Source organism: Enterobacter sp. RHBSTW-00593, assembly GCF_013784105.1.
GTDB lineage: Bacteria > Pseudomonadota > Gammaproteobacteria > Enterobacterales > Enterobacteriaceae > Enterobacter > Enterobacter ludwigii.
Window position 1 is genome coordinate 4244091 of sequence record NZ_CP056393.1, and the last position, 24109, is coordinate 4268199.

Annotated in this window: 20 protein-coding genes and 1 other RNA gene; 12 read left to right on the forward strand and 9 right to left on the reverse strand. The window is 54.9% G+C overall.

Annotated elements, in window-relative coordinates:
• Window positions 1-15 precede the first annotated feature (15 nt).
• From tdcD to garL, 8 genes are all read right to left on the reverse strand, one after another.
• Entirely contained in the window at window positions 16-1224 is a 1209-nt protein-coding gene (tdcD, locus tag HV242_RS20350) for a propionate kinase (protein ID WP_181616865.1), read from the reverse strand.
• A gap of 30 nt (window positions 1225-1254) precedes the next feature.
• Window positions 1255-2586, reverse strand: a complete 1332-nt coding sequence (gene tdcC / locus HV242_RS20355) for a threonine/serine transporter TdcC (RefSeq protein ID WP_014171741.1) — start codon at window positions 2584-2586, stop codon at window positions 1255-1257.
• A gap of 10 nt (window positions 2587-2596) precedes the next feature.
• On the reverse strand, window positions 2597-3586 hold the full coding sequence (tdcB, locus tag HV242_RS20360) for a bifunctional threonine ammonia-lyase/L-serine ammonia-lyase TdcB (RefSeq protein ID WP_032679736.1): 990 nt from the start codon (window positions 3584-3586) through the stop codon (window positions 2597-2599).
• Between the two features lie 116 nt (window positions 3587-3702).
• Window positions 3703-4623 (reverse strand): transcriptional regulator TdcA, encoded by a 921-nt coding sequence (tdcA, locus tag HV242_RS20365; protein ID WP_014171743.1) that lies wholly within the window; start codon window positions 4621-4623, stop codon window positions 3703-3705.
• Between the two features lie 1016 nt (window positions 4624-5639).
• Window positions 5640-6018, reverse strand: an RNA gene (gene rnpB / locus HV242_RS20370) — RNase P RNA component class A.
• A gap of 32 nt (window positions 6019-6050) precedes the next feature.
• The gene (gene garK, locus HV242_RS20375; protein WP_050737320.1) at window positions 6051-7196 is read right to left on the reverse strand and encodes a glycerate 2-kinase; all 1146 of its coding nucleotides are present in this window, start codon (window positions 7194-7196) and stop codon (window positions 6051-6053) included.
• Window positions 7197-7256: 60 nt separating this feature from the next.
• Window positions 7257-8147, reverse strand: coding sequence for a 2-hydroxy-3-oxopropionate reductase (garR, locus tag HV242_RS20380; protein WP_020883565.1), 891 nt, complete (start codon window positions 8145-8147; stop codon window positions 7257-7259).
• Between the two features lie 21 nt (window positions 8148-8168).
• Window positions 8169-8939: a 2-dehydro-3-deoxyglucarate aldolase gene (gene garL, locus HV242_RS20385; RefSeq protein ID WP_050737321.1), complete on the reverse strand. Its 771-nt coding sequence runs from the start codon at window positions 8937-8939 to the stop codon at window positions 8169-8171.
• Window positions 8940-9346: 407 nt separating this feature from the next.
• Here garL and garD point away from each other — a divergent pair, with 407 nt between their 5' ends.
• On the forward strand, window positions 9347-10918 hold the full coding sequence (gene garD, locus HV242_RS20390) for a galactarate dehydratase (protein WP_014171748.1): 1572 nt from the start codon (window positions 9347-9349) through the stop codon (window positions 10916-10918).
• Window positions 10919-10952: 34 nt separating this feature from the next.
• Here the strand turns inward: garD and HV242_RS20395 are convergent, their stop codons facing one another.
• A complete protein-coding gene (locus HV242_RS20395) occupies window positions 10953-11762 on the reverse strand; it encodes a DeoR family transcriptional regulator (RefSeq protein ID WP_020883561.1) in 810 nt (269 codons plus the stop codon).
• 251 nt (window positions 11763-12013) lie between these two features.
• Between HV242_RS20395 and kbaZ the strand changes: the two genes are divergently transcribed.
• The 11 genes from kbaZ (at window position 12014) to HV242_RS20450 (ending at window position 24101) form a co-directional block, all read left to right on the forward strand.
• Window positions 12014-13309 (forward strand): tagatose-bisphosphate aldolase subunit KbaZ, encoded by a 1296-nt coding sequence (gene kbaZ, locus HV242_RS20400; RefSeq protein ID WP_020883560.1) that lies wholly within the window; start codon window positions 12014-12016, stop codon window positions 13307-13309.
• A 19-nt stretch (window positions 13310-13328) separates the two neighbouring features.
• On the forward strand, window positions 13329-13802 hold the full coding sequence (gene agaV, locus HV242_RS20405) for a PTS N-acetylgalactosamine transporter subunit IIB (RefSeq protein WP_181616866.1): 474 nt from the start codon (window positions 13329-13331) through the stop codon (window positions 13800-13802).
• A gap of 10 nt (window positions 13803-13812) precedes the next feature.
• Window positions 13813-14592, forward strand: a complete 780-nt coding sequence (agaW, locus tag HV242_RS20410) for a PTS N-acetylgalactosamine transporter subunit IIC (RefSeq protein WP_020883559.1) — start codon at window positions 13813-13815, stop codon at window positions 14590-14592.
• A complete protein-coding gene (gene agaE, locus HV242_RS20415) occupies window positions 14582-15460 on the forward strand; it encodes a PTS N-acetylgalactosamine transporter subunit IID (RefSeq protein WP_025202940.1) in 879 nt (292 codons plus the stop codon). Before agaW ends, agaE begins: the two co-directional genes overlap by 11 nt.
• 15 nt (window positions 15461-15475) lie before the next feature.
• Window positions 15476-15910 carry a PTS galactosamine/N-acetylgalactosamine transporter subunit IIA gene (gene agaF / locus HV242_RS20420; protein ID WP_020883557.1) on the forward strand — a complete coding sequence of 145 codons (435 nt, stop codon included), beginning with the start codon at window positions 15476-15478 and terminating at the stop codon, window positions 15908-15910.
• Window positions 15907-17040, forward strand: a complete 1134-nt coding sequence (gene nagA, locus HV242_RS20425; RefSeq protein ID WP_050737322.1) for an N-acetylglucosamine-6-phosphate deacetylase — start codon at window positions 15907-15909, stop codon at window positions 17038-17040. The genes agaF and nagA overlap by 4 nt, the downstream gene beginning before the upstream one ends.
• Window positions 17041-17286: 246 nt before the next feature.
• Entirely contained in the window at window positions 17287-18435 is a 1149-nt protein-coding gene (locus HV242_RS20430) for an SIS domain-containing protein (protein WP_050737323.1), read from the forward strand.
• A gap of 12 nt (window positions 18436-18447) precedes the next feature.
• Window positions 18448-19320 carry a tagatose-bisphosphate aldolase subunit KbaY gene (gene kbaY / locus HV242_RS20435; RefSeq protein ID WP_014171757.1) on the forward strand — a complete coding sequence of 291 codons (873 nt, stop codon included), beginning with the start codon at window positions 18448-18450 and terminating at the stop codon, window positions 19318-19320.
• 118 nt (window positions 19321-19438) lie between these two features.
• Window positions 19439-21010 carry a maltose/glucose-specific PTS transporter subunit IIBC gene (gene malX, locus HV242_RS20440; RefSeq protein ID WP_020883553.1) on the forward strand — a complete coding sequence of 524 codons (1572 nt, stop codon included), beginning with the start codon at window positions 19439-19441 and terminating at the stop codon, window positions 21008-21010.
• Between the two features lie 12 nt (window positions 21011-21022).
• Window positions 21023-22195: a MalY/PatB family protein gene (locus tag HV242_RS20445; protein WP_050737324.1), complete on the forward strand. Its 1173-nt coding sequence runs from the start codon at window positions 21023-21025 to the stop codon at window positions 22193-22195.
• Between the two features lie 16 nt (window positions 22196-22211).
• Window positions 22212-24101 carry an alpha-galactosidase gene (locus HV242_RS20450; protein WP_050737325.1) on the forward strand — a complete coding sequence of 630 codons (1890 nt, stop codon included), beginning with the start codon at window positions 22212-22214 and terminating at the stop codon, window positions 24099-24101.
• Window positions 24102-24109: the final 8 nt, after the last annotated feature.

Genomic DNA, 24109 nt, shown 5'->3' on the forward strand with positions numbered 1-24109 from the left:
GAATTTCTCGCTCTGTCAGGCATAAGCCGCAGCCGGAGTGACCTTCCCAAGACGGAGGGCATCCAGCGCGATCATTTTTTCTTCGTTGGTTGGGATCACCGCGCAGGCCACGCGGGACGAATCGGTGGTGATCACACGCTCACCTGCGCTGCCCGGCAGGGCATTTTTGGCTTCATCGAGGGTGATGTCAAAGACGGCCAGGTGTTCCGCCACCAGCGTGCGGATCAGTCTGGAGTTCTCACCAATCCCGCCGGTGAACACCACACCGTCCAGGCGGTGTAACGACGCCGCGTGCCCGGCAATATGCCGTGCGATACGGTGAACAAAGGTCTGGATCGCCAGCTGTGCCCGCTGATGTCCCTCATGCCAGGCCTTTTCGAGGGCTCGCAGATCGGAGGATATTCCCGAGATCCCCAGCAGGCCGGACTCTTTATTGACGACGCGTTCCAGATCCTCAAATGACTGTCCGGTCTGTTGGGCTATCCAGGCCATGGCGCCGAAATCAACGTCGCCACAGCGGGTCCCCATGATCAGCCCTTCCAGCGGCGTCATGCCCATGGAGGTATCCACGCTCTCACCATTGCGTACCGCGCAGATGGATGCCCCGTTGCCGAGATGGGCAATCACCAGCCCGCTGTCCTCAGGCGAAATCCCGAGCAAGGCATGCGCCTGCCCGGCAACGTAGCGGTGGGACGTACCGTGGAAGCCATAGCGCCGCACGCCAAGCTCTTCAAAATAGCGATACGGCAGCCCGTACAGATAGGCCTGCGGGGCCAGCGTCTGGTGGAAGCTGGTGTCAAACACCGCCACCTGCTGTATGCCCGGAAACAGGCGTTCGGCTGCCTCGACGCCGCTTAAGTTGGCGTAGTTATGCAGCGGCGCCAGCGAGGAAACCTGGCGGATCTGCTCAATAACCTGTTCCGTGATAAGGGTCGACTCGCTGAAGAGGTCGCCGCCGTGCGCAATACGATGGCCAATCAGGGCCACGCTGCTCATCAGGTCACGCTTCTCCAGCTCCAGGGCGATGGCTGCCAGCGCCCCTTCGTAGTCATGGTGAGCCAGTCTGGCTGGCTCACCCCCGTTCACGGAAATAAAGGCTTTTTCAGTGTTAATCCCGTCTGCAATGCCCGTCATCAGGGCATCACAGCTACTGGCATCGAGTACTGAAAACTTAACAGAGGACGATCCGCAGTTAATAACCAATACAACCGGAAACTCAATCATGGTGTTACTCCGCTCTTCCTGAGCCAGGGTTTAGAACAGTTTGTAGACGATGTTCAGGATGGTCAGCAGGCCCACAACCGTGACGAAGATGTTCTCGGGTCTGCCCTTATATTTCGCCATTGCCGGCGCTTTACGAATGGCATACATCGGCAACAGGCACAGCAGAGAGGCGATGATTGGCGCCCCCATGGCTTCGATAAGGTCGAGAATGTTCGGGTTAGCATAGGCAACGACCCAGGTCGACCCCATGATGAATACCATGCTGATGGTGTTCAGTTTGCCTACGGAGACTTTCTTCTTATCGCCCTTATAACCGAACTTCAGGATCAGGCCGTTCAGCCCTTCCAGCGTGCCCAGATAGTGGCCGAAGAAAGATTTGAAGATAGCGACCAGCGCAATGATGGAGGCACCGTATTCCAGCACCGTGGCAAACGTTGATTTAGTGCCTGACATGGTCGCAAAGTGGTTCGCCAGGTAAGAGAGCACGGGAATATTCTGCGCTTTGGCATCGGCCATGTTCTGCGGCGAGAGCGTGAACAGGCAGCTAAAGGCGAAGAACATCACCACCGCGACCATCAGCAAGCTGGCGCGACCGATGATTTTGGAACATTTCTGCTCGGTAAACGCTTTACCGAACTCGGGTTCGTACTCTTCACGTTTAGAGACCACAAACGAGGAGACGATGGGCGAGAAGTTGAAGGAGAAGACCATGATGGAGATCCCCAGCCAGACCGTCACCAGAATGCCGTCATGCCCGGTAAACGCGATATCGCTCAGATTGACCTGGTCAATCACCGACGAGTTCCAGTAAGGGATCAACGACAGGGAAATCAGCACCAGGCTGGCGATAAACGGGAACACCAGGAAGCTCATCACCTTCACCATCAGGTCTTTACCAAACCAGATAACAAAGGCCATCAGCAGCAGCAGGAACAGCGCCACCACGCCGCGGTTAAGCGCGGGCAGCTGGAGCTGGTTTTCCCAGAAGGTCATAAAGGTGTTCGTAATGGTGACGCCGTAAATCCACAGCAGCGGGCAAATGGCGAAGAAGTAGAGGAACGTGATCACCACCCCACCGGTCTTACCAAAATGCTCTTCCACCGTTTCGGTGATGTTGCCAGATACGTTACTGCCGGACAGACACAGGCGCGCCAGCGCCCGGTGGCAATAAAACGCAATCGGGAAAGCGAGAACCAGCATCAGCAGGATAGGAATCAAGCCGCCGAAGCCTGCGCGAATCGGGAAGAACAGCACACCTGCGCCAATGGCGGTTCCAAACAGGCCAAGCGTCCAGGTGGTATCAGACTTACGCCAGGAGGACGTTTTTGTCTGGCCAACGATAATGCTTTCTGTGTTGCTCATAGGTCATCCTTTATGCGTCAACGAAGCCGGTAATTTGGGATACGCGGGAGAGATCGATATTGCCGCCGGAAATAATGCAGACGGTTTTACGACCCTGAATATAGTGATCAAGCTTGCCGCTTAATAACGCCGCACAGGCCAGTGCGCCAGCACCTTCTGTAACCACTTTATTTCGCTGAATGAGGGCAATCATGCTGTTACGAATATCGTCTTCGCTGACCAGCACAATGTCATCGACTAATTCACGAACAATCTCGAAGGTTAATTTACCCGGGCGAGACACATCACATCCGTCGGCTAATGTACCGGTAACGCGGTGGTTAATGATTTCTCCTGCCTGATACGATGCGGCCATTCCATGTACGTTTTCAGACTGCACGCCGATAATATTAATGGTCGGGTTAATGGATTTAATGGCCGTTGCAATCCCGGCAATTAAACCGCCACCGCCGATGGGTACAATCACGTTATCCACATCATACAAATCTTCGAGAATTTCCAGGCCAATGGTGCCCTGGCCGGCAATCACTTTCGGATCGTCATACGGCGGGATAAAAATGCGCCCTTCCAACTCCACGATTTCGCTGACTTTGGCGATGGTGTCGTTGAAGTTTTCGCCGTGCAGCACCACTTCAGCCGAGTAGTCACGGGTGGCGGCGACTTTAGATTTCGGCGCGCCCATCGGCATGACCACTTTGCCGTCGATACCGAGCATTGCACAGGAGAGCGACACGCCCTGCGCGTGGTTGCCTGCAGAACAGGCAACGACACCTTTACGTTTTTCAGCTTCGGTCAGCGAACTTAATTTATTAAACGCACCGCGGATCTTGAAGGAGCCAGTACGCTGCATATTTTCAAACTTCAGGAATATCTCACCTTTACAGCGTTCGCTGAGATAATTTGAGCGCGGCATGCCGGTTTTATATATTTTGCCTGCCAGTCGTTTTCTGGCGTCCTGAATATCTTCAATGGTCACCGGGAGATCGTAGGTAATATGCATAATATCCTCGTTATAATAATTCATTTTCTTCAGGCAAAGTCAGGGTATCAGAGCACGGATAAAATAAGCTCTGGGTGTTTTTAAAAAGGTTAACGCGTTATCAGAGGGTTATTTAATCATCGTCGTCTTTCACTGGTCAGTGACGCGTATTGTTTTGCCAGTTCGACTAATACTGACGCCGATTTCTTAATTCTGTAATTTTTTGACCACACCGCGGCATAACGCGCTATGGGTAATTCATCTTCCACCGGCAGTACAATAAACTGGTCGGAACCGAATGGCGCAATCATGTCGCGGGGAATAACCGTCAGGTAATCGGCATTCAGGACAAGGTTATAAATGGTCACGACGGAATCGGTCTGGACGATGTTTTCAATGCTGATGTGATTGTCTTGCAGGGTGGTCAGAAGTTCTTTGTAGTAGCCCATATCGGTTTGCGGCATCACCCACTGTTCATCCGTGAGTGATGCCAGTGTAGTCGAGCCGGTGCACGTTCGTGATTTGTTGGCCACCAGGACAAACTCAGACTCAAACAGCGGCTCGACATGAAGATCCTGCAGCAGCATTTCATCACTTAAGGTGCCGATGGCAAAATCCAGCCGACCGTCGCGAATGGCCGGCAGGAAAGAGGACAGCTGAGCTTCGTACATCGAGACACGCGCTTTCGGGAACACTTCCTTGAATTTTTTGATCATTTCGGACAGGAAGGTGAAGCCAATGAGCGACGGGTAACCAAATGAGACATCCATGACGGTACTGAAACTGAGGCTGTTAATCTCGCTCACCATGTTTTTCATCTCACGGGTGATCGACTCAGAGTACGAGAGTAATACCTGGCCTGCCGCAGTTAGTTTAACGCCGGTGTTTTTGCGCACCATGACTTCAACGCCGAAGTAAGATTCGATATCGCTGATAATTTTGCTGACGGCAGGTTGCGTCAGGCCCAGTTGTCTTGCAGCAGAACCAATGGAGCCACTTTTAATGACTTCCTGAAATACCACGAGGTGCTGTGTTTTCGGTAGAATAATAGTGTTCATAATATTCTGCGCTTATTTCCCTATGACGGGGTGGATTCTACTCAATATGGCTGACGGGGGTATGTGCTGTTACTCACAATTTGCTTTTTCACACCCTTAATCAGCATAACGACAACCCTTTAAAACACCTTACTATCAATAAGTTACATTAAAATAAATAAGCCATAACGCTGATATTGATCAACAAAAAGAGCAGTAATAAATTTATTTTATGGCGATAACACAGGTAAATTTTTCGGCGTTAAAAAAATCGATAAAGACTATCTTTCAGGCAATTAAAGATTAATAAATAACCGTAATTCGTTTAAAACATTCTTTCAATTTATCAAATTTGTCTGGGGTGATTTTGCTGACTTTCGGGAAACAGTGGAATGCATCACACATTCATGAGCTAAATGTTTTTGAATTCAATATACATATATCAAATAAGAAAACATTCACGATCATAAAAGCAACATTCATAACAAATTAACAATACTGCAGAATCAGGATTATTTAGCGCGAAATTTTGTGATTACGATCGCCAGCAGATGTGAAAAAGAGGCTGAAGGGGTGAAAGCAGTGAAATGTGCTTAATGTCGCAAATATGATAATTGATGTCGTTTGAGCGATGCATCGGGTGGCCCTTGCTTGCAATTTCTAAGGCCGATAAAAGAAAAACCCCGCCGAAGCGGGGTTGTGTAAAAAGTTGAAGCTGGCCGATAAGCCGCGTTCTTTCTTAGAAATCGGAGTGGACAGTCATTCATCTCATTTAGCGCAGATAGCAAAAACCCCGCCGAAGCGGGGTTGTGTAAAAAGTTGAAGCTGACCGATAAGCCGCGTTCTTTTATAGAAATCGGAGTGGACAGTCATTCATCTCATTTAGTGCAAATAGCAAAAACCCCGCCGAAGCGGGGTTTTGTAAAAAGTTGAAGCTGACCGATAAGCCGCGTTCTTTCATAGAAAGTGGAGTGGACAGTCATTCATCTCATTTAGCGCTGATAGCAAAAACCCCGCCGAAGCGGGGTTTTGTAAAAAGTTGAAGCTGACCGATAAGCCGGGTTCTGTCGTGGACAGTCATTCATCTAGGCCAGCAATCGCTCACTGGCTCAAGCAGCCTACCCGGGTTCAGTACGGGCCGTACCATGTGAACCCCTATTTGGCCTTGCTCCGGGTGGAGTTTACCGTGCCACGGACTGTTGCCAGCCGCGCGGTGCGCTCTTACCGCACCCTTTCACCCTTACCTGATCCCGCTTGCGCGGGCCATCGGCGGTTTGCTCTCTGTTGCACTGGTCGTGGGTTTCCCCCCCAGGCGTTACCTGGCACCCTGCCCTATGGAGCCCGGACTTTCCTCCCCTCCGCCCGTCTCCCCCCGAAAGGGGACGACGACGAAGCGGCGACTGTCTGGTCAGCTTCGGCGCGCAGTATAGAGGGTTTGTGCCCCGCTGTCACCCTTGGGCGTGCATCCCTATCTGCAAAGTGGCGGCGATATTGCGCGAGGCGCGGTAAATATTGTCAAACGCCCCACGGTAAGCCTCTTCCAGCGACTCGACGCGGCTCAGCACGCTGAACACCGCGTCGATGCCATACTGATGCACGACCCCCACATCCCGGGTCAGACTGCCGGCAATGCCGATCACCGGCTTATGGTATTTTTTGGCGATACGGGCGATACCGACGGGCACTTTGCCCTGAATGCTCTGGCTGTCAATGCGCCCTTCGCCCGTCAGTACCAGCGTGCAGTCGTGAATATGTTCTTCGAGGTTAAGTGCCTGGGTGACAATCTCAATACCGCTCTTCAGTTCCGCGCCGAGGAAGGCCATCAGCGCCGCCCCCATGCCCCCCGCGGCACCCGCACCGGGAACCTGTTTCACGTCAATTCGCAGAGATTTTTTTATCACATCGGCATAATGGCTGAGGTTAGCGTCGAGAGTGAGGATCATCTCCTCTGTCGCCCCTTTTTGCGGGCCAAAGATACGGGAAGCGCCTCTCTCGCCAACCAGCGGATTCGTGACGTCGCATGCGACGTGGATTGTGCAATCTTTTAGCCTGGCGTCGAGGCCGGAGAGATCGACGCTGTTGAGCGCCATCAGGCTGCCGCCGCCATAACCCATTTCAGTACCGTTGGCATCGCGGAGCGTGGCCCCCAGCGCCTGCATCATTCCGGCGCCGCCGTCGTTGGTGGCACTGCCGCCAATGCCGATAATGATATGTCGGGCACCTTTATCCAGCGCGCTGAGAATAAGCTCCCCGGTACCCCGGGACGTGGTGACGAGCGGGTTACGTTGGGTGGCCGGGACCAGTGCCAGACCGCTGGCGGCGGCCATCTCAATAAATGCCGTGCTGCCATCGCCGGACATACCCCAGCGGGCGTTAACCTGTTCACCCAACGGGCCCGTGACCCTAGCATGCTGCTCTGTGCCCTGGGTGGCGGCGATCAACGCGTCAACCGTACCTTCCCCGCCGTCAGCAACCGGCACCGAAACATAAAGTGCGTCGGGGAAAATTTCCCGAAATCCTTTTTCAATCGCCTGAGCAACCCCGGAGGCAGAAAGGCTTTCTTTCCAGGAATCTGGCGCGATTACGATTTTCATAGTTGTCGCCTGTTACCGCACTCGGCAAAAATAGCGGACGCGTTCCCGCGTCCGTTTTTATTAGCGAGAGACTTCCACCTTCGCCAGTTTTTCGTAGTAGCACGCAATCGCGCTGTGGTCGGCAGTGCCCAGACCATCCGCGCGCAGGGCCTGCATCATCTCCATGACGGCGGCGGTCAGCGGCAGCTGCGCGCCCACGCCGTGGGAGGTATCCAGGGCATTCGCCAGATCTTTAATGTGCAGGTCGATTCTAAAACCGGGCTTGAAGTTACGATCCATCACCATGGGCGCTTTGGCATCCAGCACGGTGCTGCCCGCCAGGCCGCCACGGATCGCCTGATACACCAGATCAGGGTTAACACCCGCTTTGGTGGCCAGCGTCAGCGCTTCCGACATTGCGGCAATGTTCAGCGCCACAATCACCTGGTTTGCCAGCTTGGTGACGTTACCCGCCCCGATATCGCCGGTATGCACCACGGATCCCGCCATGGCTTTCATCAGGTCGTAGTATTTGTCGAAAACAGCTTTGTCGCCGCCAACCATCACCGACAGGGTGCCGTCGATGGCTTTGGGCTCTCCGCCGCTGACCGGGGCATCCAGCATATCGACGCCCTTCGCGTTTAGCGCCTCACTGATTTCACGGCTTGCCAGCGGCGCGATAGAACTCATGTCAATCACCACCAGGCCGGGTTTGGCACCGTCAATGATGCCGTTCTCCCCCAGGGCCACCTCTTTCACATGCGGGGAGTTTGGCAGCATGGTGATAATGACATCGCACTGCTCAGCAATCGCTTTGGCGTTTGCTGCGGTTTCTGCGCCTGCGGCAATCACCTCGGCCACGGCTTGCGGATTATGGTCTGCAACCACCAGGGAGTAACCTGCTTTGATGAGGTTTTTACTCATGGGTTTACCCATGATCCCAAGGCCAATAAAACCCACTTTCAGCGTCATAATTCGTTTCCTCAATGATGGTTATTTTTTAAAGGCGTCCGCTAACTTCTGCGTGGCCGAGCGGAATACGCCGAGGTCGCTACCGACGGCAACGAAGGTCGCTCCCCACTCCAGATAGCGACGGGCATCAGCCTCAACCGGCGCCAAAATGCCGCACGGTTTGCCGTACGCGTTGGCACGGGCAAAGATGTGCTGAATAGCGCGCTGCACCTCCGGATGACCCGCATTGCCCAGATGGCCGAATGCCGCAGCAAGATCGCTTGGGCCAACGAAGATGCCATCCACACCGTCGGTGGCAGCGATAGCGTCGACGTTATCGACCCCCTGCTGGCTCTCAATCTGTACCAGGATGGTGATGTTGCTGTTGGACTGTGTGAAGTAGTCCGGGACGGTGCCAAACATGTTGGCGCGATGGGAAACGGAGACCCCGCGGATCCCTTCCGGCGGATAACGTGTTGACGCCACGGCCTGCACCGCCTCCTCTTCCGTTTCCACAAACGGGATCAGGAAGTTGTAGAACCCAATATCCAGCAGACGTTTGATGATTACCGGCTCGTTGGTCGGGACGCGAACCACTGGCGCGCTATGGCTCCCTTTGAGCGCCATTAACTGCGGAATAAAGGTGCTGATATCGTTCGGCGCATGTTCGCCGTCCAGCACCAGCCAGTCGAAACCGGCCAGGCCCAGTACTTCGGTGCTGATGGGGCTTGCCAGCGCGGACCAGCAGCCAATCTGGATCTGGTGCGCCGCGAGGGCCGCTTTAAACTTATTCGGGAAGATATCATTATTCATCACGTTTACCTTTTTAATTCCGCAGTCTTATTCAGGTTCATATTTATATTTTCAGACGCAGCGTCAGCGTTATATTTATTTCCTGACTTAATTTAGGCGTTATAAAATCGTCATTCAGTATAATCCTCACGTCATGACAGCACATTGTTTTAATGCTCAAGCATTGCGGCGTGTTTTGATAATATTTTGAGCATATGCACAACGCGATGGGCGCTGATGCACAGAATCAGGCATTGCTGGCCGGGTGGCATCTGCGCCGGGTTTAAGGAGCGATCGGGATCACATTTTGATATCTCGTCTCCTGACATTCTTTATTGACTCAAGCCGCGTCTTTATTTCTGCGATAAGAAAATAAACATCCCCTGGCTGCATTTACTATCAGACATTTTGCTGGAGAATATTGAACAATGGCCGACATTGAAATTCGACAAGCGTCGCCGACGGCGTTCTATATCAAAGTTCACGACACGGATAATGTGGCGATAATTGTTAACGACAACGGTCTAAAAGCGGGCACCCGTTTCCCGGATGGGCTGGAGCTGACTGAACATATTCCGCAGGGGCATAAAGTCGCTCTGGTGGATATCCCGGCCCACGGTGAAATCGTGCGGTATGGCGAAGTTATCGGGTATGCGGTTCGCGCCATTCCTCAGGGGAGCTGGATCGAGGAGTCGCTGGTTGAGCTACCCGAAGCGCCGCCGCTGAACACGCTCCCCCTGGCCACCCGGGTTCCTGAGCCACTGCCCCCGCTTGAAGGGTACACATTCGAAGGGTACAGGAATGCGGACGGCAGCGTAGGCACCAAGAATCTGCTCGGTATCACCACCAGCGTGCACTGCGTGGCAGGCGTGGTGGATTACGTGGTGAAAATCATTGAGCGCGACCTGCTGCCGAAATACCCGAATGTCGACGGCGTGGTAGGTCTGAACCATTTGTACGGCTGCGGCGTGGCCATCAATGCTCCGGCGGCCGTGGTACCGATTCGTACCATCCATAATATCGCCCTGAACCCGAATTTCGGTGGCGAAGTGATGGTCATTGGTCTGGGTTGCGAAAAGCTGCAGCCAGAGCGTCTTTTGCAGGGCACCGAAGATGTGAATGCCATTCCGGTCGACGAGGCCAGCATTGTTCGTTTGCAGGATGCGCATCACGTCGGATTCCGTTCAATGGTTGACGATATCCTTCAGGTGGCGGAGCGCCATCTGGAAAAACTGAACCAGCGCCAGCGCGAGACCTGCCCGGCGTCAGAGCTGGTGATAGGCACTCAGTGCGGCGGCAGCGATGCGTTTTCAGGCGTCACGGCGAACCCGGCGGTGGGTTATGCCTCGGATCTGTTTGTCCGCTGTGGCGCCACGGTGATGTTCTCCGAAGTGACCGAAGTGCGTGATGCCATCCATCTGCTCACCCCACGCGCCATCAATGAAGAGGTGGGCAAACGCCTGCTTGAGGAGATGGCCTGGTACGATAACTATCTCGACATGGGACAAACCGATCGCAGCGCCAACCCCTCTCCGGGCAATAAAAAAGGCGGTCTGGCGAACGTGGTGGAAAAAGCCCTCGGCTCGATTGCCAAATCCGGCCAGAGCGCCATTGTTGAAGTGCTCTCCCCGGGCCAGCGCCCCACCAGACGCGGCCTGATTTACGCCGCGACCCCTGCCAGCGACTTCGTCTGTGGCACACAGCAGGTGGCATCCGGCATTACGGTGCAGGTATTTACCACCGGGCGCGGCACGCCGTACGGGCTGATGGCGGTACCGGTGATTAAAATGGCCACCCGTACCGAGCTGGCAAACCGCTGGTATGACCTAATGGACATCAACGCGGGCACCATTGCCACTGGCGAAGAGAGTATCGAGGATGTCGGCTGGAAGCTGTTCCACTTCATTCTGGACGTGGCAAGCGGCCGTAAGAAGACGTTCTCCGATCAATGGGGATTACATAACCAGCTGGCGGTGTTTAACCCGGCACCGGTGACGTGACCGTTCTCCCCCTCTCCCGAAGAGAGGGGGCAACTTATCCCTTCACCAACACCACATCTATCCCGCTCTTACGCAGCCCTTCCAGGCTCTCAGGCGGAATCCCTTCATCGACGATAATCATATCGATTCTCTGGGTATCGATGATTTTATGCAGGCTCGAACGGTTAAATTTGCTGGAGTCAGTGACCACGATAATACGCTCTGCCACCTCGCACATCCGCCGGTTCAGTCGGGCTTCATCTTCATTGTGGGTACTGACGCCGCGATCGAGGTCGATGGCGTCGACCCCCAGAAAAAGCAGATCAAAGTGGTAATTCTGTAAGGACTGCTCAGCCTGATCGCCGTAAAAGGATTGCGACTGGCGGCGCAAGTGCCCACCGGTCATCAGCAGCTCCACCCCTTCCGCTTCCAGTAATGCATTCGCCACGTTCATTCCGTTGGTCATGGCAATCACATCCGTGTGCTGACGCAGCATACGGGCGATTTCAAACGTCGTGGTTCCGGAATCCAGAATGATGCGATGACCCGGCTTCACCAGCGCGGCGGCCGCCTGCGCGATACTGCGCTTAACTGCAGTATTGAGCGAACTTTTGTCCTCCACGGAGGGTTCAGTGCCAGGCGCATTGCCTTCACAAATCAGCGCTCCGCCATAAGCTCGAACGGCAATGCCCTGCTTCTCAAGAAACGCCAGGTCGTTACGGATCGTCACCGTGGAAACGCCATATAAATGAGAAAGATCGTTAACCTGCACGCTTCCCTGTGCCCGCAACCGCTGAATGATCTGCTCTCGCCTTTCACTGGTGCCGGTGACGCGCTTCTCCGCGGATGAATCGGTGCTGCTCATGCGAGCTCCTTAATAAATGGTCTTTCGTTTCATTTCGTTTTGTCTATTAACGCCTTTCTTTTATGGGAATGCAAGCCCTGCCTGCTTCCAGTCAGCGCACTCTCTCGTCGCTGAAACCTTTCATTATGTTTCTTTTGTGAAACAGATCGGAAAACCATTATCTTTCGTTTTATTTTTATACCACCATGATGCAGGATTAAATGAAACAAAACGAAAGATGAAAACCATCACCATCCGAAATGGAGAGGAAAGTGAAACATCTGACAGAAATGGTGGAACAACATAAACGGGGGAATGCGAACGGGATTTATGCCGTTTGTTCCGCACATCCACTGGTACTTGAAGCCGCAATTCGTTACGCCCAACTGCATCACACGCCGCTGCTGATTGAAGCCACCTCTAATCAGGTGGATCAATTTGGCGGTTACACCGGTATGACGCCCGCCGATTTTCACGGGTTCGTCTGTAAGCTGGCGGAATCCCTTGGTTTCCCGACATCGCAACTGATCCTCGGCGGCGATCATTTAGGGCCAAACCGCTGGCAAAACCTGCCTGCCCGGCAGGCGATGGCGAATGCCGAAGATCTGATCAGAAGCTATGTCGCTGCCGGGTTTAAAAAGATCCACCTCGACTGCAGCATGTCCTGTGAAGACGATCCGGTTCCGTTAACCGACGCCATCGTTGCCGAACGCGCGGCACGCCTGGCGAAAATTGCGGAGAAAACCAGCCTGGCGCACGCTGATGTCGCTGACCTGGTCTATGTCATCGGTACGGAAGTGCCGGTTCCGGGCGGCGCGCATGAAACGCTCACCGAGCTTGCCGTCACGACCCCTGAAGCCGCGCGTGCCACCCTTGAAGCTCACCGCCACGCGTTCGAGAAAGAAGGGTTAAGCGACATCTGGCCACGCATTATTGGCCTGGTGGTTCAGCCTGGCGTTGAGTTTGACCACGCACATGTGTGTGACTATCAACCGCAAAACGCCGTCGCCCTGAGTCATATGGTTGAAGCTTACGACACGCTGATATTTGAAGCGCACTCTACCGACTACCAGACACCGCAGGCGCTGCGCCAGCTGGTGAAAGATCACTTCGCCATCCTCAAAGTTGGCCCGGCACTGACCTTTGCCCTGCGTGAAGCGTTGTTCTCGCTGGCCGCCATTGAAGAAGAGTTGCTGCCTGCAAAAGCCTGTTCGGGCCTGCGTCATGTCCTGGAAAACGTGATGCTCGATCGCCCCGAATACTGGCAAAGCCATTATCACGGTGATGGCAATGCGCGACGCCTGGCACGCGGGTATAGCTACTCCGATCGGGTGCGCTATTACTGGCCGGACAGCCAGATCGACGAAGCCTTTGCGCGACTGGTACGCAACCTGGCAGACGAACCGATCCCGCTGCCGCTGATCAGCCAGTACCTGCCGTTGCAGTACAGCAAAGTTCGCGAGGGTGCTCTCAAGTCGACACCACGGGACCTCATCCTCGACCACATTCAGGACATACTCCAGCAGTACCATGCCGCCTGCGAAGGCGTAACGACTCAAAACGCATAATTAAAAAGAGGAAAGCGCTATGCCAAACATTGTCTTATGCCGCATCGATGAACGCCTGATCCACGGTCAGGTAGGTGTGCAATGGGTTGGGTTTGCGGGGGCCAACCTGGTGCTGGTCGCTAATGATGAAGTCACTGAGGATCCGGTTCAACAAAACCTGATGGAGATGGTGCTCGCAGAAGGGATCGCCGTGCGTTTCTGGTCGCTGCAAAAAGTGATCGACAACATTCATCGCGCTGCCGAGCGCCAGAAAATTCTGCTGGTCTGCAAATCACCCGCGGATTTTCTGACGCTGGTCGAAGGCGGCGTGCCCATCACCCGTATCAACGTAGGAAACCTGCATTACGCCAGTGGCAAAAAACAAATTGCCAAAACGGTCTCTGTCGATGCGAACGATATCGCCGCATTTAACGGCCTGAAAGCCGCCGGAGTGGAATGCTTCGTTCAGGGTGTTCCGACTGAGACTGCTTTGGATCTCTTTAAACTGCTCTGAGGGATTCACAATGGAAATTAGTCTCTTGCAGGCATTCGCGCTGGGCATTCTCGCCTTTATCGCGGGCCTGGATATGTTTAACGGGTTAACACACATGCACCGCCCGGTGGTGCTCGGGCCGCTGGTTGGCCTCATTCTGGGCGATCTGCACACCGGTATTTTAACGGGCGGTACGCTGGAGCTGGTCTGGATGGGGCTGGCTCCGCTGGCCGGCGCGCAACCGCCAAACGTCATTATCGGCACGATTGTCGGCACCACGTTTGCGATCAGCACCGGTGTGAAGCCGGATGTCGCCGTTGGGGTCGCCGTCCCGTTTGCGGTTGCGGTACAGATGGGGATCACTTTCCTGTTCTCCGTCATGTCCGGGGTGATGTCACGCTGTGACCGCATGGCAGCCAATGCGGACACGAACGGCATCGAAAGAGTCAACTATCTGGCACTGCTGGCGCTCGGTATCTTCTATTTTCTGTGTGCCTTCCTGCCGATCTACTTTGGCGCTGAACACGCGAAAACCGCCATTGATGTGCTGCCGGAACGTCTGATTGACGGCCTCGGCGTCGCCGGCGGCATCATGCCCGCGATTGGCTTCGCCGTATTGCTGAAAATCATGATGAAAAACGTCTATATCCCTTACTTTATCATCGGCTTTGTTGCCGCAGCCTGGTTGAAACTGCCGGTGCTGGCGATTGCCGCGGCTGCGCTGGCAATGGCGCTGATTGACCTGATGCGTAAATCGCCTGAACCGGCGACACCTGCAGCCCAGAAAGAGGAATTCGAAGATGGCATCTAATCAAACTACGCTGCCTGGCGTTTCTGACCACGAAGAGACGCTGCTCACGGGCGTGAATGAAAACGTCTATGAAGATCAACATATTGGTGCCGAGCTGACGAAAAAGGATATTAACCGTGTCGCCTGGCGTTCGATGCTGCTGCAGGCCTCGTTTAACTATGAACGTATGCAGGCTTCCGGCTGGCTGTATGGCCTCCTGCCCGCGCTGAAAAAGATCCATACCAACAAGCGGGATCTGGCCCGCGCCATGAAAGGCCATATGGGCTTCTTCAATACGCATCCATTTCTGGTGACATTTGTCATTGGCATCATCCTGGCGATGGAGCGCTCCAAGCAGGATGTCAACAGTATCCAGAGCACCAAGATCGCCGTGGGGGCACCGCTTGGCGGCATTGGCGATGCCATGTTCTGGCTTACGCTATTGCCAATTTGCGGCGGGATCGGCGCAAGCCTTGCCCTGCAAGGCTCCATACTGGGTGCGGTGGTCTTTATTGTGCTGTTTAACGTAGTGCATCTTGGCCTGCGTTTTGGCCTGGCACATTACGCCTACCGGATGGGTGTGGCAGCCATCCCGCTGATTAAAGCCAATACCAAAAAGGTCGGTCACGCGGCTTCCATCGTGGGGATGACGGTCATTGGCGCGCTGGTGGCAACCTACGTACGTCTCAACACCACGCTTGAAATCAAGGCCGGGGATGCGGTGGTCAAGCTGCAAGCCGACGTTATCGACAAACTGATGCCCGCTTTCCTGCCGCTGGTCTATACCCTGACCATGTTCTGGCTGGTTCGTCGCGGCTGGACCCCACTGCGCCTGATCGGTATCACCGTTGTGCTGGGGGTTGTCGGTAAGTTCTGTCACTTCCTGTAAAGCAAAGAGGTCGCAATGTTAGGCATTATTTTGACGGGTCACGGCGGGTTTGCCAGCGGGCTTGAACAGGCGATGAAACAAATCCTCGGCGAGCAGCCGCAGTTTATCGCCATCGATTTTCCTGAAAGCTCCACCACCGCGCGGCTGACCGCGCAGCTTGAACAGGCAGTCAGTGAACTGGACGGGCAGCACGATATTGTGTTTCTCACCGATCTGCTCGGGGGGACGCCGTTCCGGGTGGCATCAACACTCGCCATGAAAAGACCCGGCAGCGAAGTGATTACCGGTACGAACCTGCAGCTGTTGCTTGAGATGGTGCTGGAGCGCGACGGGTTAAGCAGCGAAGCCTTTCGTCTGCAGGCCCTGGAATGCGGGCATCGCGGCCTGACCAGCCTGGTGGATGAGCTGGGGCGCTGTCGTGAGGAAGCCCCCGCTGAGGAAGGGATATGAGTCAGGTGCTGCGCGCGCGTCGTCTGCTGACCGAGCAGGGCTGGCTGGAGGATCACCAGCTACGCATGGAGAGCGGAATTATCACCGCCATCGAGCCGATCCCAGCTGGCGTGCATGCCCGGGATGCCGACCAGCTTTGCCCGGCGTATATCGATACCCACGTTCACGGTGGCGCGGGTGTGGACGTGATGGATGATGCCCCAGAGGTGCTGGACACGCTGGCGATGCATAAAGCGCGTGAAGGCACAGGGGCTTTTTTACCGACGACCGTCACCGCACCGCTGGAGACTGTCCACCGGGCGCTCGCACGCATCGCCCGGCGCTGTATGTCCGGGGGGCCCGGCGCGCAGATACTGGGCAGCTATCTTGAAGGTCCCTATTTTACGCCACAGAACAAAGGGGCACATCCGCCTGCGCTGTTTCGTGAGCTGGATGTCAGCGAACTGGACTCGCTGATTGAAGTATCGCAACACACCCTCAGGGTTGTCGCTCTGGCACCGGAGAAACCCGGTGCGTTGCAGGCCATTCGCCACCTTAAGCAGCGTGGGATACGGGTCATGCTCGGCCACAGCGCCGCGACGTACGATCAAACGCTTGCCGCTTTCGAGGCGGGCGCTGATGGGCTGGTGCACTGTTATAACGGCATGACCGGGCTCCATCATCGTGAACCCGGTATGGTCGGTGCAGGCTTGACGGACCCGCGGGCATGGCTGGAACTGATTGCCGACGGGCATCACGTTCACCCGGGCGCTTTGCGGCTGTGCGCCTGCTGTGCCAAAGAGCGGATCGTTCTGATTACCGATGCCATGCAGGCAGCAGGGATGACCGACGGACGTTACAGGCTGTGTGGCGAAGAGGTCAACATGCACGGTGGGGTGGTACGCACCGCTTCCGGTGGGCTTGCAGGCAGTACGCTGTCTCTCGATGCCGCCGTGCGCAATATGGTGGCGCAGGCGGGAATAACGCCAGCGGATGCGATCCATATGGCCTCGCTGCACCCTGCCCGCTTGCTGGGTATTGATCACCAGCTCGGTTCATTAAAACCGGGCAAGCGTGCCAATATGATTGCACTGGATGAAGGCTTATACCTTCAGCAGATCTGGATCCAGGGTTTGGCTCTCCCCCTTTAGACCTTTCATTGTCCCGTTATTGGGCCTTGCGGCAAGCGATCGCAAGGTCTTTCTTTTCCTTTCCTTAATCATTGCCTTTTCTTTGCCGATCACACTTTTCGTTTTATTTCTTTTCTTCCATTGAACTTTCGATTTCTTTTCTATAGATTTTATTTAACTGCTTAAGTGAACAAGTGAAACGAAACGAAAGATAGCGACACGTTTGCCAGCGTCTGATGTGGAATTCACACGACTAAGGACTGAGTTATGTCAGAAACCAACACTACCGCCACCACCGGCACATGGACCGAAGAAGAGATCCGCCAGCAACCTGCCAGCTGGATCCGCTCACTCAACAATATCGATAACCTGCACGCGTCGATCGATAACTTCCTGACGCCGCTGCTGCGCAAGCGCGAGCTGCGGATCGTGTTGACGGGGGCAGGCACCTCGGCCTTTATCGGCGACATCATTTCGCCCTGGCTCGCCAGCCACACCGGGAAAAACATTACCGCCGTACCGACGACCGATCTGGTCACGAATCCGATGGACTACCTGAACGCCGCACACCCGCTGCTGCTGGTGTCGTTTGCCCGCTCCGGCAATAGTCCGGAAAGCGTAGCCGCCGTTGAACTGGCAAACCAGTGTGTGCCGGAGTGCTACCACCTGTCGATCACCTGTAATGAGGCGGGAAGCCTTTATCAGACTGCGGTAAACAGCGATAACGCGTATGCGCTGCTGATGCCTGCCGAAACACACGATCGCGGGTTCGCGATGACCAGCAGCATTACTACCATGATGGCAAGCTGCCTGGCAGTCTTCGCCCCGGAGACGATCAACAGCCATACCTTCCGCGATGTGGCCGATCGCTGCCAGACGATCCTCACGTCACTGGGCGATTTCAGCCAGAGCGTCTTTGGCAACGATCCGTGGAAAAGGATCGTCTATCTGGGAAGCGGGGGTCTGCAGGGGGCCGCTCGTGAATCGGCGCTGAAGGTGCTGGAGCTGACGGCAGGCAAGCTGGCGGCGTTCTACGATTCCCCAACCGGTTTCCGCCATGGTCCTAAATCGCTGGTGGATCGCGAAACGCTGGTGGTGGTGTTTGTCTCCAGCCATCCGTATACGCGGCTGTACGATCTGGATCTGCTTGCTGAGCTGCGCCGCGATCGTCAGGCCATGCGCGTGGTGGCCATTGCCGCCGAAACCGATCCGGTCGTTGAGGCTGGCCCGCATATCCTGCTGCCCCCTGCCCGCACGTTTATCGATATGGAGCAGGCCTTCTGCTTCCTGATGTACGCCCAGGTCTTTGCCCTGTCTCAGTCACTTCGTGTGGGCAATACCCCGGATACACCGTCCGCCAGCGGCACGGTTAACCGTGTCGTGCAGGGCGTCGTTATTCATCCGTGGCAGGCTTAAGAGGATCCGATCATGAGTATTATTTCGACAAAATATCTTCTACTGGACGCCCAGGCGAAAGGCTACGCCGTACCGGCGTTCAACATCCATAACGCGGAGACGATCCAGGCGATCCTCGAAGTGTGTAGTGAAATGCGATCGCCGGTGATCCTCGCGGGCACGCCGGGCACCTTTAAGCACATTGCCCTGGAAGAGATCTACGCCCTGTGCAGCGCGTACTCCACCACTTACGACATGCCGCTGGCGCTGCATCTCGATCATCACGAATCGCTCGACGACATTCGTCGCAAAGTTAACGCGGGCGTGCGCAGCGCGATGATCGACGGCAGCCACTATCCGTTTGAGCAAAACGTAAAGCTGGTGAAATCAGTGGTCGACTTCTGCCACCTCAACGATTGCAGCGTTGAAGCCGAACTGGGCCGCCTGGGCGGCGTGGAAGATGACATGAGCGTGGACGCTGAAAGCGCGTTTCTGACCGACCCGCAGGAAGCGAAACGCTTCGTTGCGCTGACCGGCGTCGACAGCCTGGCCGTGGCCATCGGAACCGCTCACGGTCTTTATACCAAACGGCCAAAAATCGACTTCCGACGGCTGGCTGAAATCCGCGACGTGGTGAGCGTACCGCTGGTGCTGCACGGGGCGAGTGATGTGCCGGATGACGATGTTCGCCGCACCATAGAGTTGGGCGTTTGCAAAGTGAACGTGGCAACCGAGCTAAAAATTGCGTTCTCTGGCGCCGTTAAGGCCTGGTTTGCCGAGAACCCGCAGGGCAACGATCCACGTTTCTACATGCGGGTTGGTATGGATGCCATGAAAGACGTGGTCAGAAGCAAAATCACCGTGTGCGGCTCGGCGAACCGATTGCTGCTCCCGGCGGAAGCCTGATCTCATCGCATAGAACATCAGTAACTCAAAAATAACTATAAGCCTCGCAAATATGAAGGCGCGTCCTTAAGCCAGACAGCGCCTTCCATTACGATAAATAATTCCGAGGAGTCCCTACATGACACAGGAAAAGTCGTTTAAATCGAAAGCGTGGGAGTTTTTTCAAAGCCTGGGAAAGACCTTTATGTTCCCGGTCTCCCTTCTGGCCTTTATGGGGTTATTGCTGGGTATCGGTAGTTCTGTTACCAGCCCCTCCACCCTCAAAAGTTTCCCCTTTCTGGGCGGCGAATTAACTCAGCTCACCTTTGGCTTTATTGCCATGGTCGGCGGCTTCGCCTTTACCTATCTTCCCCTCATGTTTGCCATGGCGATCCCAATGGGGCTGGCCAGACGCAACAAAGCAGTGGGCGCTTTTGCCGGGTTTGTTGGCTATATGCTGATGAACATGAGCATCAATTATTACCTGATTGCGACCCACCAGCTTGCCGATGCCGCCTCCATGAGACAAGTCGGGCAATCGATGGTACTGGGCATTCAAACCCTGGAGATGGGTGTGCTGGGCGGTATCGTGGTTGGGGTCATTACCTTTTTCCTGCACGAGCGTTTTCAGGATACCGTTTTACACGACGCGTTCGCCTTCTTTAGCGGCATTCGTTTTGTGCCAATTATCACCGCCCTCACCCTCTCACTGGTAGGGCTGTTTATTCCCCTACTGTGGGAGTATGTTGCGCTGGGCATTACCGGGATTGGCCATATTATCCAGAGCACCAGCGTGTTCGGCCCGTTCCTCTACGGCGTGGGGGTACTACTGCTTAAACCCTTTGGCCTGCACCATATTTTGCTGGCGATGGTGCGCTTCACGCCCGCGGGCGGTATTGAAATGGTCAATGGTCATGAAGTCGCCGGGGCGCTGAACATTTTCTACGCCGAACTGAAAGCGGGTCTGCCGTTCAGCCCGCACGTTACCGCGTTCCTGTCGCAGGGCTTTATGCCGACCTTTATCTTCGGCTTACCGGCGGTGGCATACGCCATCTATCGCACGGCCCGCCCGGAAAACCGCCCGGTGATTAAAGGCCTGCTGCTCTCCGGCGTGCTGGTCTCCGTCGTCACCGGGATCTCCGAGCCAATTGAATTCCTGTTCCTGTTTATCGCTCCTGCCCTTTACGCCTTCCATATTGTGATGTCGGGCCTGGCCCTGATGGTCATGGCTCTGCTGGGGGTGACCATCGGCAACACCGACGGCGGCATTCTGGACCTGCTTATCTTCGGGGTCATGCAAGGGATGTCGACCAAATGGTATCTGGTATTCCCGGTAGGCATTGCCTGGTTTGCCCTCTACTTCTTCGTCTTCCGCTGGTACATCCTCAAACACGATATTAAAACGCCGGGCCGTGAAGTGGACACCCAGGGTGCACAGCAGGCCGTCGAGGCCAATACCCGGGCACGCGGAAAATCGAAATACGATCATGGGCTTATCCTGCGTGCGCTCGGCGGTAAAGAGAACATCGAGTCGCTTGATAATTGCATTACCCGGCTGCGTCTGGTGGTGAAAGACATGAGTCTCATCGACCAGCAGGCGTTAAAAGAGGCCGGTGCATTGTCGGTTGTGGTGCTGGATGCGCACAGCGTCCAGGTGATCATCGGCCCGCAGGTGCAAAGCGTAAAAACCGGCATTGAAGCCTTAATTTAACAGGGGGGTGTGGTGTTTAATTTTGACGAAATCATTGAGCGTAAAAGCGACCGGTGTCGAAAATGGGATCACGCCTTTGTCCGCTCGCGCTTTGGTGATGTGCCTGAAGGCTTTATCCCGCTGTGGATTGCCGATATGGATTTCACCTCCCCACCTGCCGTGACAGAAGGTTTCCAGCGCATCGTGGAGCATGGCACCTTTGGCTACACCTGGTGCTTTGACGAATTTTACGATGCGGTTATCGCCTTTCAGCGCGAACGACATCAGGTTGACGTCGATAAATCGTGGATCACGCTGACGTACGGTACCGTCTCCACGCTGCATTATACGGTTCAGGCGTTTTGTAAACCTGGCGACACGGTGATGATGAACACACCGGTGTACGATCCGTTTGCCATGGCCGCCCAGCGTCAGGGGGTAGCGATACTGGCAAACCCACTGTGCGTGAGGGAAAATCGCTACCAGCTTGATTTAAATCTGGTGGAAGAACAGCTCAGAACATACCGTCCAAAACTGTGGTTCTTCTGCTCGCCGCATAACCCTTCCGGCAGGATCTGGCACGCCGATGAGATACGCCAGGTGTCAGACCTCTGTCAACGCTACGGCACCCTTCTGGTGGTTGATGAGGTCCACGCTGAACATATTCTGGACGGTCATTTCGTCAGCTGTCTGGCATCCGGCTGCGCGGCGCAGGACAATCTGATCCTGCTGACCTCCCCGAATAAAGCGTTCAACCTTGGCGGGCTGAAAACCTCCTACGCCATCATTCCGGATGCCACCCTGCGCCAGCGCTTTCGCCACCAGCTTGAGAAGAACGCCATCACCTCACCCAATATATTCGGGATATGGGGAATTATTCTTGCCTACCAGCATGGTTTGCCGTGGCTCGACGCGCTGAACGGTTATCTGCGCCGTAACGCTGGCTATCTGGCAGAGGCCATCCAGACCCACTTCCCGGCCTGGAAAATGATGAACCCGGAATCATCGTATCTGGCCTGGGTTGACGTCAGCGCAGATGAACGTAGCGCCACTGAATTGACCCGACATTTCGCCCATCAGGCTGGCGTCGTCCTCGAAGATGGCAGCCACTACGTCCAAAACGGCGAACACTACCTGCGCATTAATTTCGGCACCCAGCGCTACTGGCTGGAGCAGTCCATCACCCGAATGCTGAAGCATTACTAATAAGGATCTTACCCTGATGAAAAAAGTGCTTACACTCTCGATGCTTGCCTTGTGTGTTTCTCATGGCGCGGCGGCAGCGCAATACGCGCTCGATAACGACTCTATTGCCCTCTCGTTTGATGACGCCAGTTCAACGGTGGTAGTGAAAGACAAAACGGCTAACCATCCGCTTACGCCGCAGGAGCTGTTCTTTCTGACCCTGCCGGATGAAACCAAAATTCACACCGCAGATTTTACAATTAAGCATGTAGAAAAACAGGACAACGCGATTGTCATTGATTTCACCCGTCCGGATTTTAACGTGACGGTGAAGCTGAATCTGGTGAAGGGAAAATATGCCAGTATTGATTACACCATTGCGGCCGTCAGCGAGCCGCGAGAGGTGGCGAAAATCACCTTCTTCCCGACGAAAAAACAGTCTCAGGCACCGTACGTTGATGGCGCCATCAACAGCTCGCCCATTATTGCTGATTCGTTCTTTATCCTGCCGGATAAGCCAATCGTTAATACGTATGCCTATGAAGCGACGACCAATCTGAACGTGGAGCTGAAAACGCCGGTTCAGCCTGACGCACCGGTCAGCTTTACCACCTACTTTGGCACGTTCCCGGAAACCAGCCAGCTGCGCCGTAGCGTAAACCAGTTTATCGACGCCGTGCGCCCACGGGCGTACAAACCCTATCTGCACTACAACAGCTGGATGGATATCGGCTTCTTTAACCCCTACACCGAACAGGATGTGCTGGGGCGGATGGATGAGTGGAATAAAGAATTTATCACCGGACGCGGCGTGGCGCTGGATGCGTTCCTGCTGGACGATGGCTGGGACGATCGTACCGGACGCTGGCTGTTTGGCCCGGCCTTCAGCCACGGCTTTGGTAAGGTCAGGGAAAAAGCAGACAGTCTGCACAGCTCCGTCGGGCTGTGGCTCTCACCGTGGGGAGGTTATAATAAGCCGCGCGATATTCGTGTCTCCCACGCCAAAGAATACGGCTTCGAAACGGTAGACGGAAAGCTGGCTCTCTCGGGCCCGCGCTACTTCAAAAACTTCAATGAGCAGATCATCAAGCTGATTAAAAACGAACATATCACCTCGTTTAAGCTCGACGGGATGGGCAACGCCAACTCGCATATTACTGGTAGCCAGTTCGCGTCCGATTTTGATGCGTCTATCGCCCTGCTGCATAACATGCGCAGCGCAAACCCCAATCTGTTTATCAACCTGACAACGGGTACCGACGCCAGCCCGTCCTGGCTGTTCTATGCCGACTCCATCTGGCGTCAGGGGGATGATATCAACCTTTACGGCCCCGGCACGCCGGTACAGCAGTGGATGACCTACCGCGATGCTGAAACATACCGCTCTATTGTGCGTAAAGGCCCACTGTTCCCGCTGAACTCGCTGATGTACCACGGGATAGTCAGCGCGGAAAATGCCTATTACGGACTGGAGAAGGTGCAAACGGACAGCGATTTTGCCGATCAGGTCTGGAGCTACTTCGCCACAGGGACGCAACTGCAGGAGTTATATATCACGCCATCAATGCTGAATAAGGTGAAATGGGACACCCTGGCGCAGGCAGCAAAATGGGCGCGAAATAACGCCAGCGTGCTGGTGGATACGCATTGGATCGGTGGCGACCCGACGGCGCTTGAGGTTTACGGCTGGGCCTCGTGGAGCAAAGACAAAGCCATTCTGGGCTTGCGAAACCCGTCGGATAAACCGCAAAGTTATTATCTGGATTTGGCAAAAGACTTTGAAATCCCAACAGGGGGCATGGCGCAGTTCAGTCTGAACGCCGTGTACGGCAGTAACACAAGCGTACCAGGGGAGTATCAAAAGGCCGTGGTGATTACGCTGCAGCCGCTGGAAACGCTGGTGTACGAGGCCATTCCCGCGAAGTAAAATAAACT

Coding starts and splice junctions, on each gene's coding strand:
- tdcD (WP_181616865.1), bottom strand. CDS start 1,224: ATGATTGAGTTTCCGGTTGTATTGGTTATTAACTGCGGATCGTCCTCT.
- tdcC (WP_014171741.1), bottom strand. CDS start 2,586: ATGAGCAACACAGAAAGCATTATCGTTGGCCAGACAAAAACGTCCTCC.
- tdcB (WP_032679736.1), bottom strand. CDS start 3,586: ATGCATATTACCTACGATCTCCCGGTGACCATTGAAGATATTCAGGAC.
- tdcA (WP_014171743.1), bottom strand. CDS start 4,623: ATGAACACTATTATTCTACCGAAAACACAGCACCTCGTGGTATTTCAG.
- garK (WP_050737320.1), bottom strand. CDS start 7,196: ATGAAAATCGTAATCGCGCCAGATTCCTGGAAAGAAAGCCTTTCTGCC.
- garR (WP_020883565.1), bottom strand. CDS start 8,147: ATGACGCTGAAAGTGGGTTTTATTGGCCTTGGGATCATGGGTAAACCC.
- garL (WP_050737321.1), bottom strand. CDS start 8,939: ATGAATAATGATATCTTCCCGAATAAGTTTAAAGCGGCCCTCGCGGCG.
- garD (WP_014171748.1), top strand. CDS start 9,347: ATGGCCGACATTGAAATTCGACAAGCGTCGCCGACGGCGTTCTATATC.
- HV242_RS20395 (WP_020883561.1), bottom strand. CDS start 11,762: ATGAGCAGCACCGATTCATCCGCGGAGAAGCGCGTCACCGGCACCAGT.
- agaV (WP_181616866.1), top strand. CDS start 13,329: ATGCCAAACATTGTCTTATGCCGCATCGATGAACGCCTGATCCACGGT.
- agaW (WP_020883559.1), top strand. CDS start 13,813: ATGGAAATTAGTCTCTTGCAGGCATTCGCGCTGGGCATTCTCGCCTTT.
- agaE (WP_025202940.1), top strand. CDS start 14,582: ATGGCATCTAATCAAACTACGCTGCCTGGCGTTTCTGACCACGAAGAG.
- agaF (WP_020883557.1), top strand. CDS start 15,476: ATGTTAGGCATTATTTTGACGGGTCACGGCGGGTTTGCCAGCGGGCTT.
- nagA (WP_050737322.1), top strand. CDS start 15,907: ATGAGTCAGGTGCTGCGCGCGCGTCGTCTGCTGACCGAGCAGGGCTGG.
- HV242_RS20430 (WP_050737323.1), top strand. CDS start 17,287: ATGTCAGAAACCAACACTACCGCCACCACCGGCACATGGACCGAAGAA.
- kbaY (WP_014171757.1), top strand. CDS start 18,448: ATGAGTATTATTTCGACAAAATATCTTCTACTGGACGCCCAGGCGAAA.
- malX (WP_020883553.1), top strand. CDS start 19,439: ATGACACAGGAAAAGTCGTTTAAATCGAAAGCGTGGGAGTTTTTTCAA.
- HV242_RS20450 (WP_050737325.1), top strand. CDS start 22,212: ATGAAAAAAGTGCTTACACTCTCGATGCTTGCCTTGTGTGTTTCTCAT.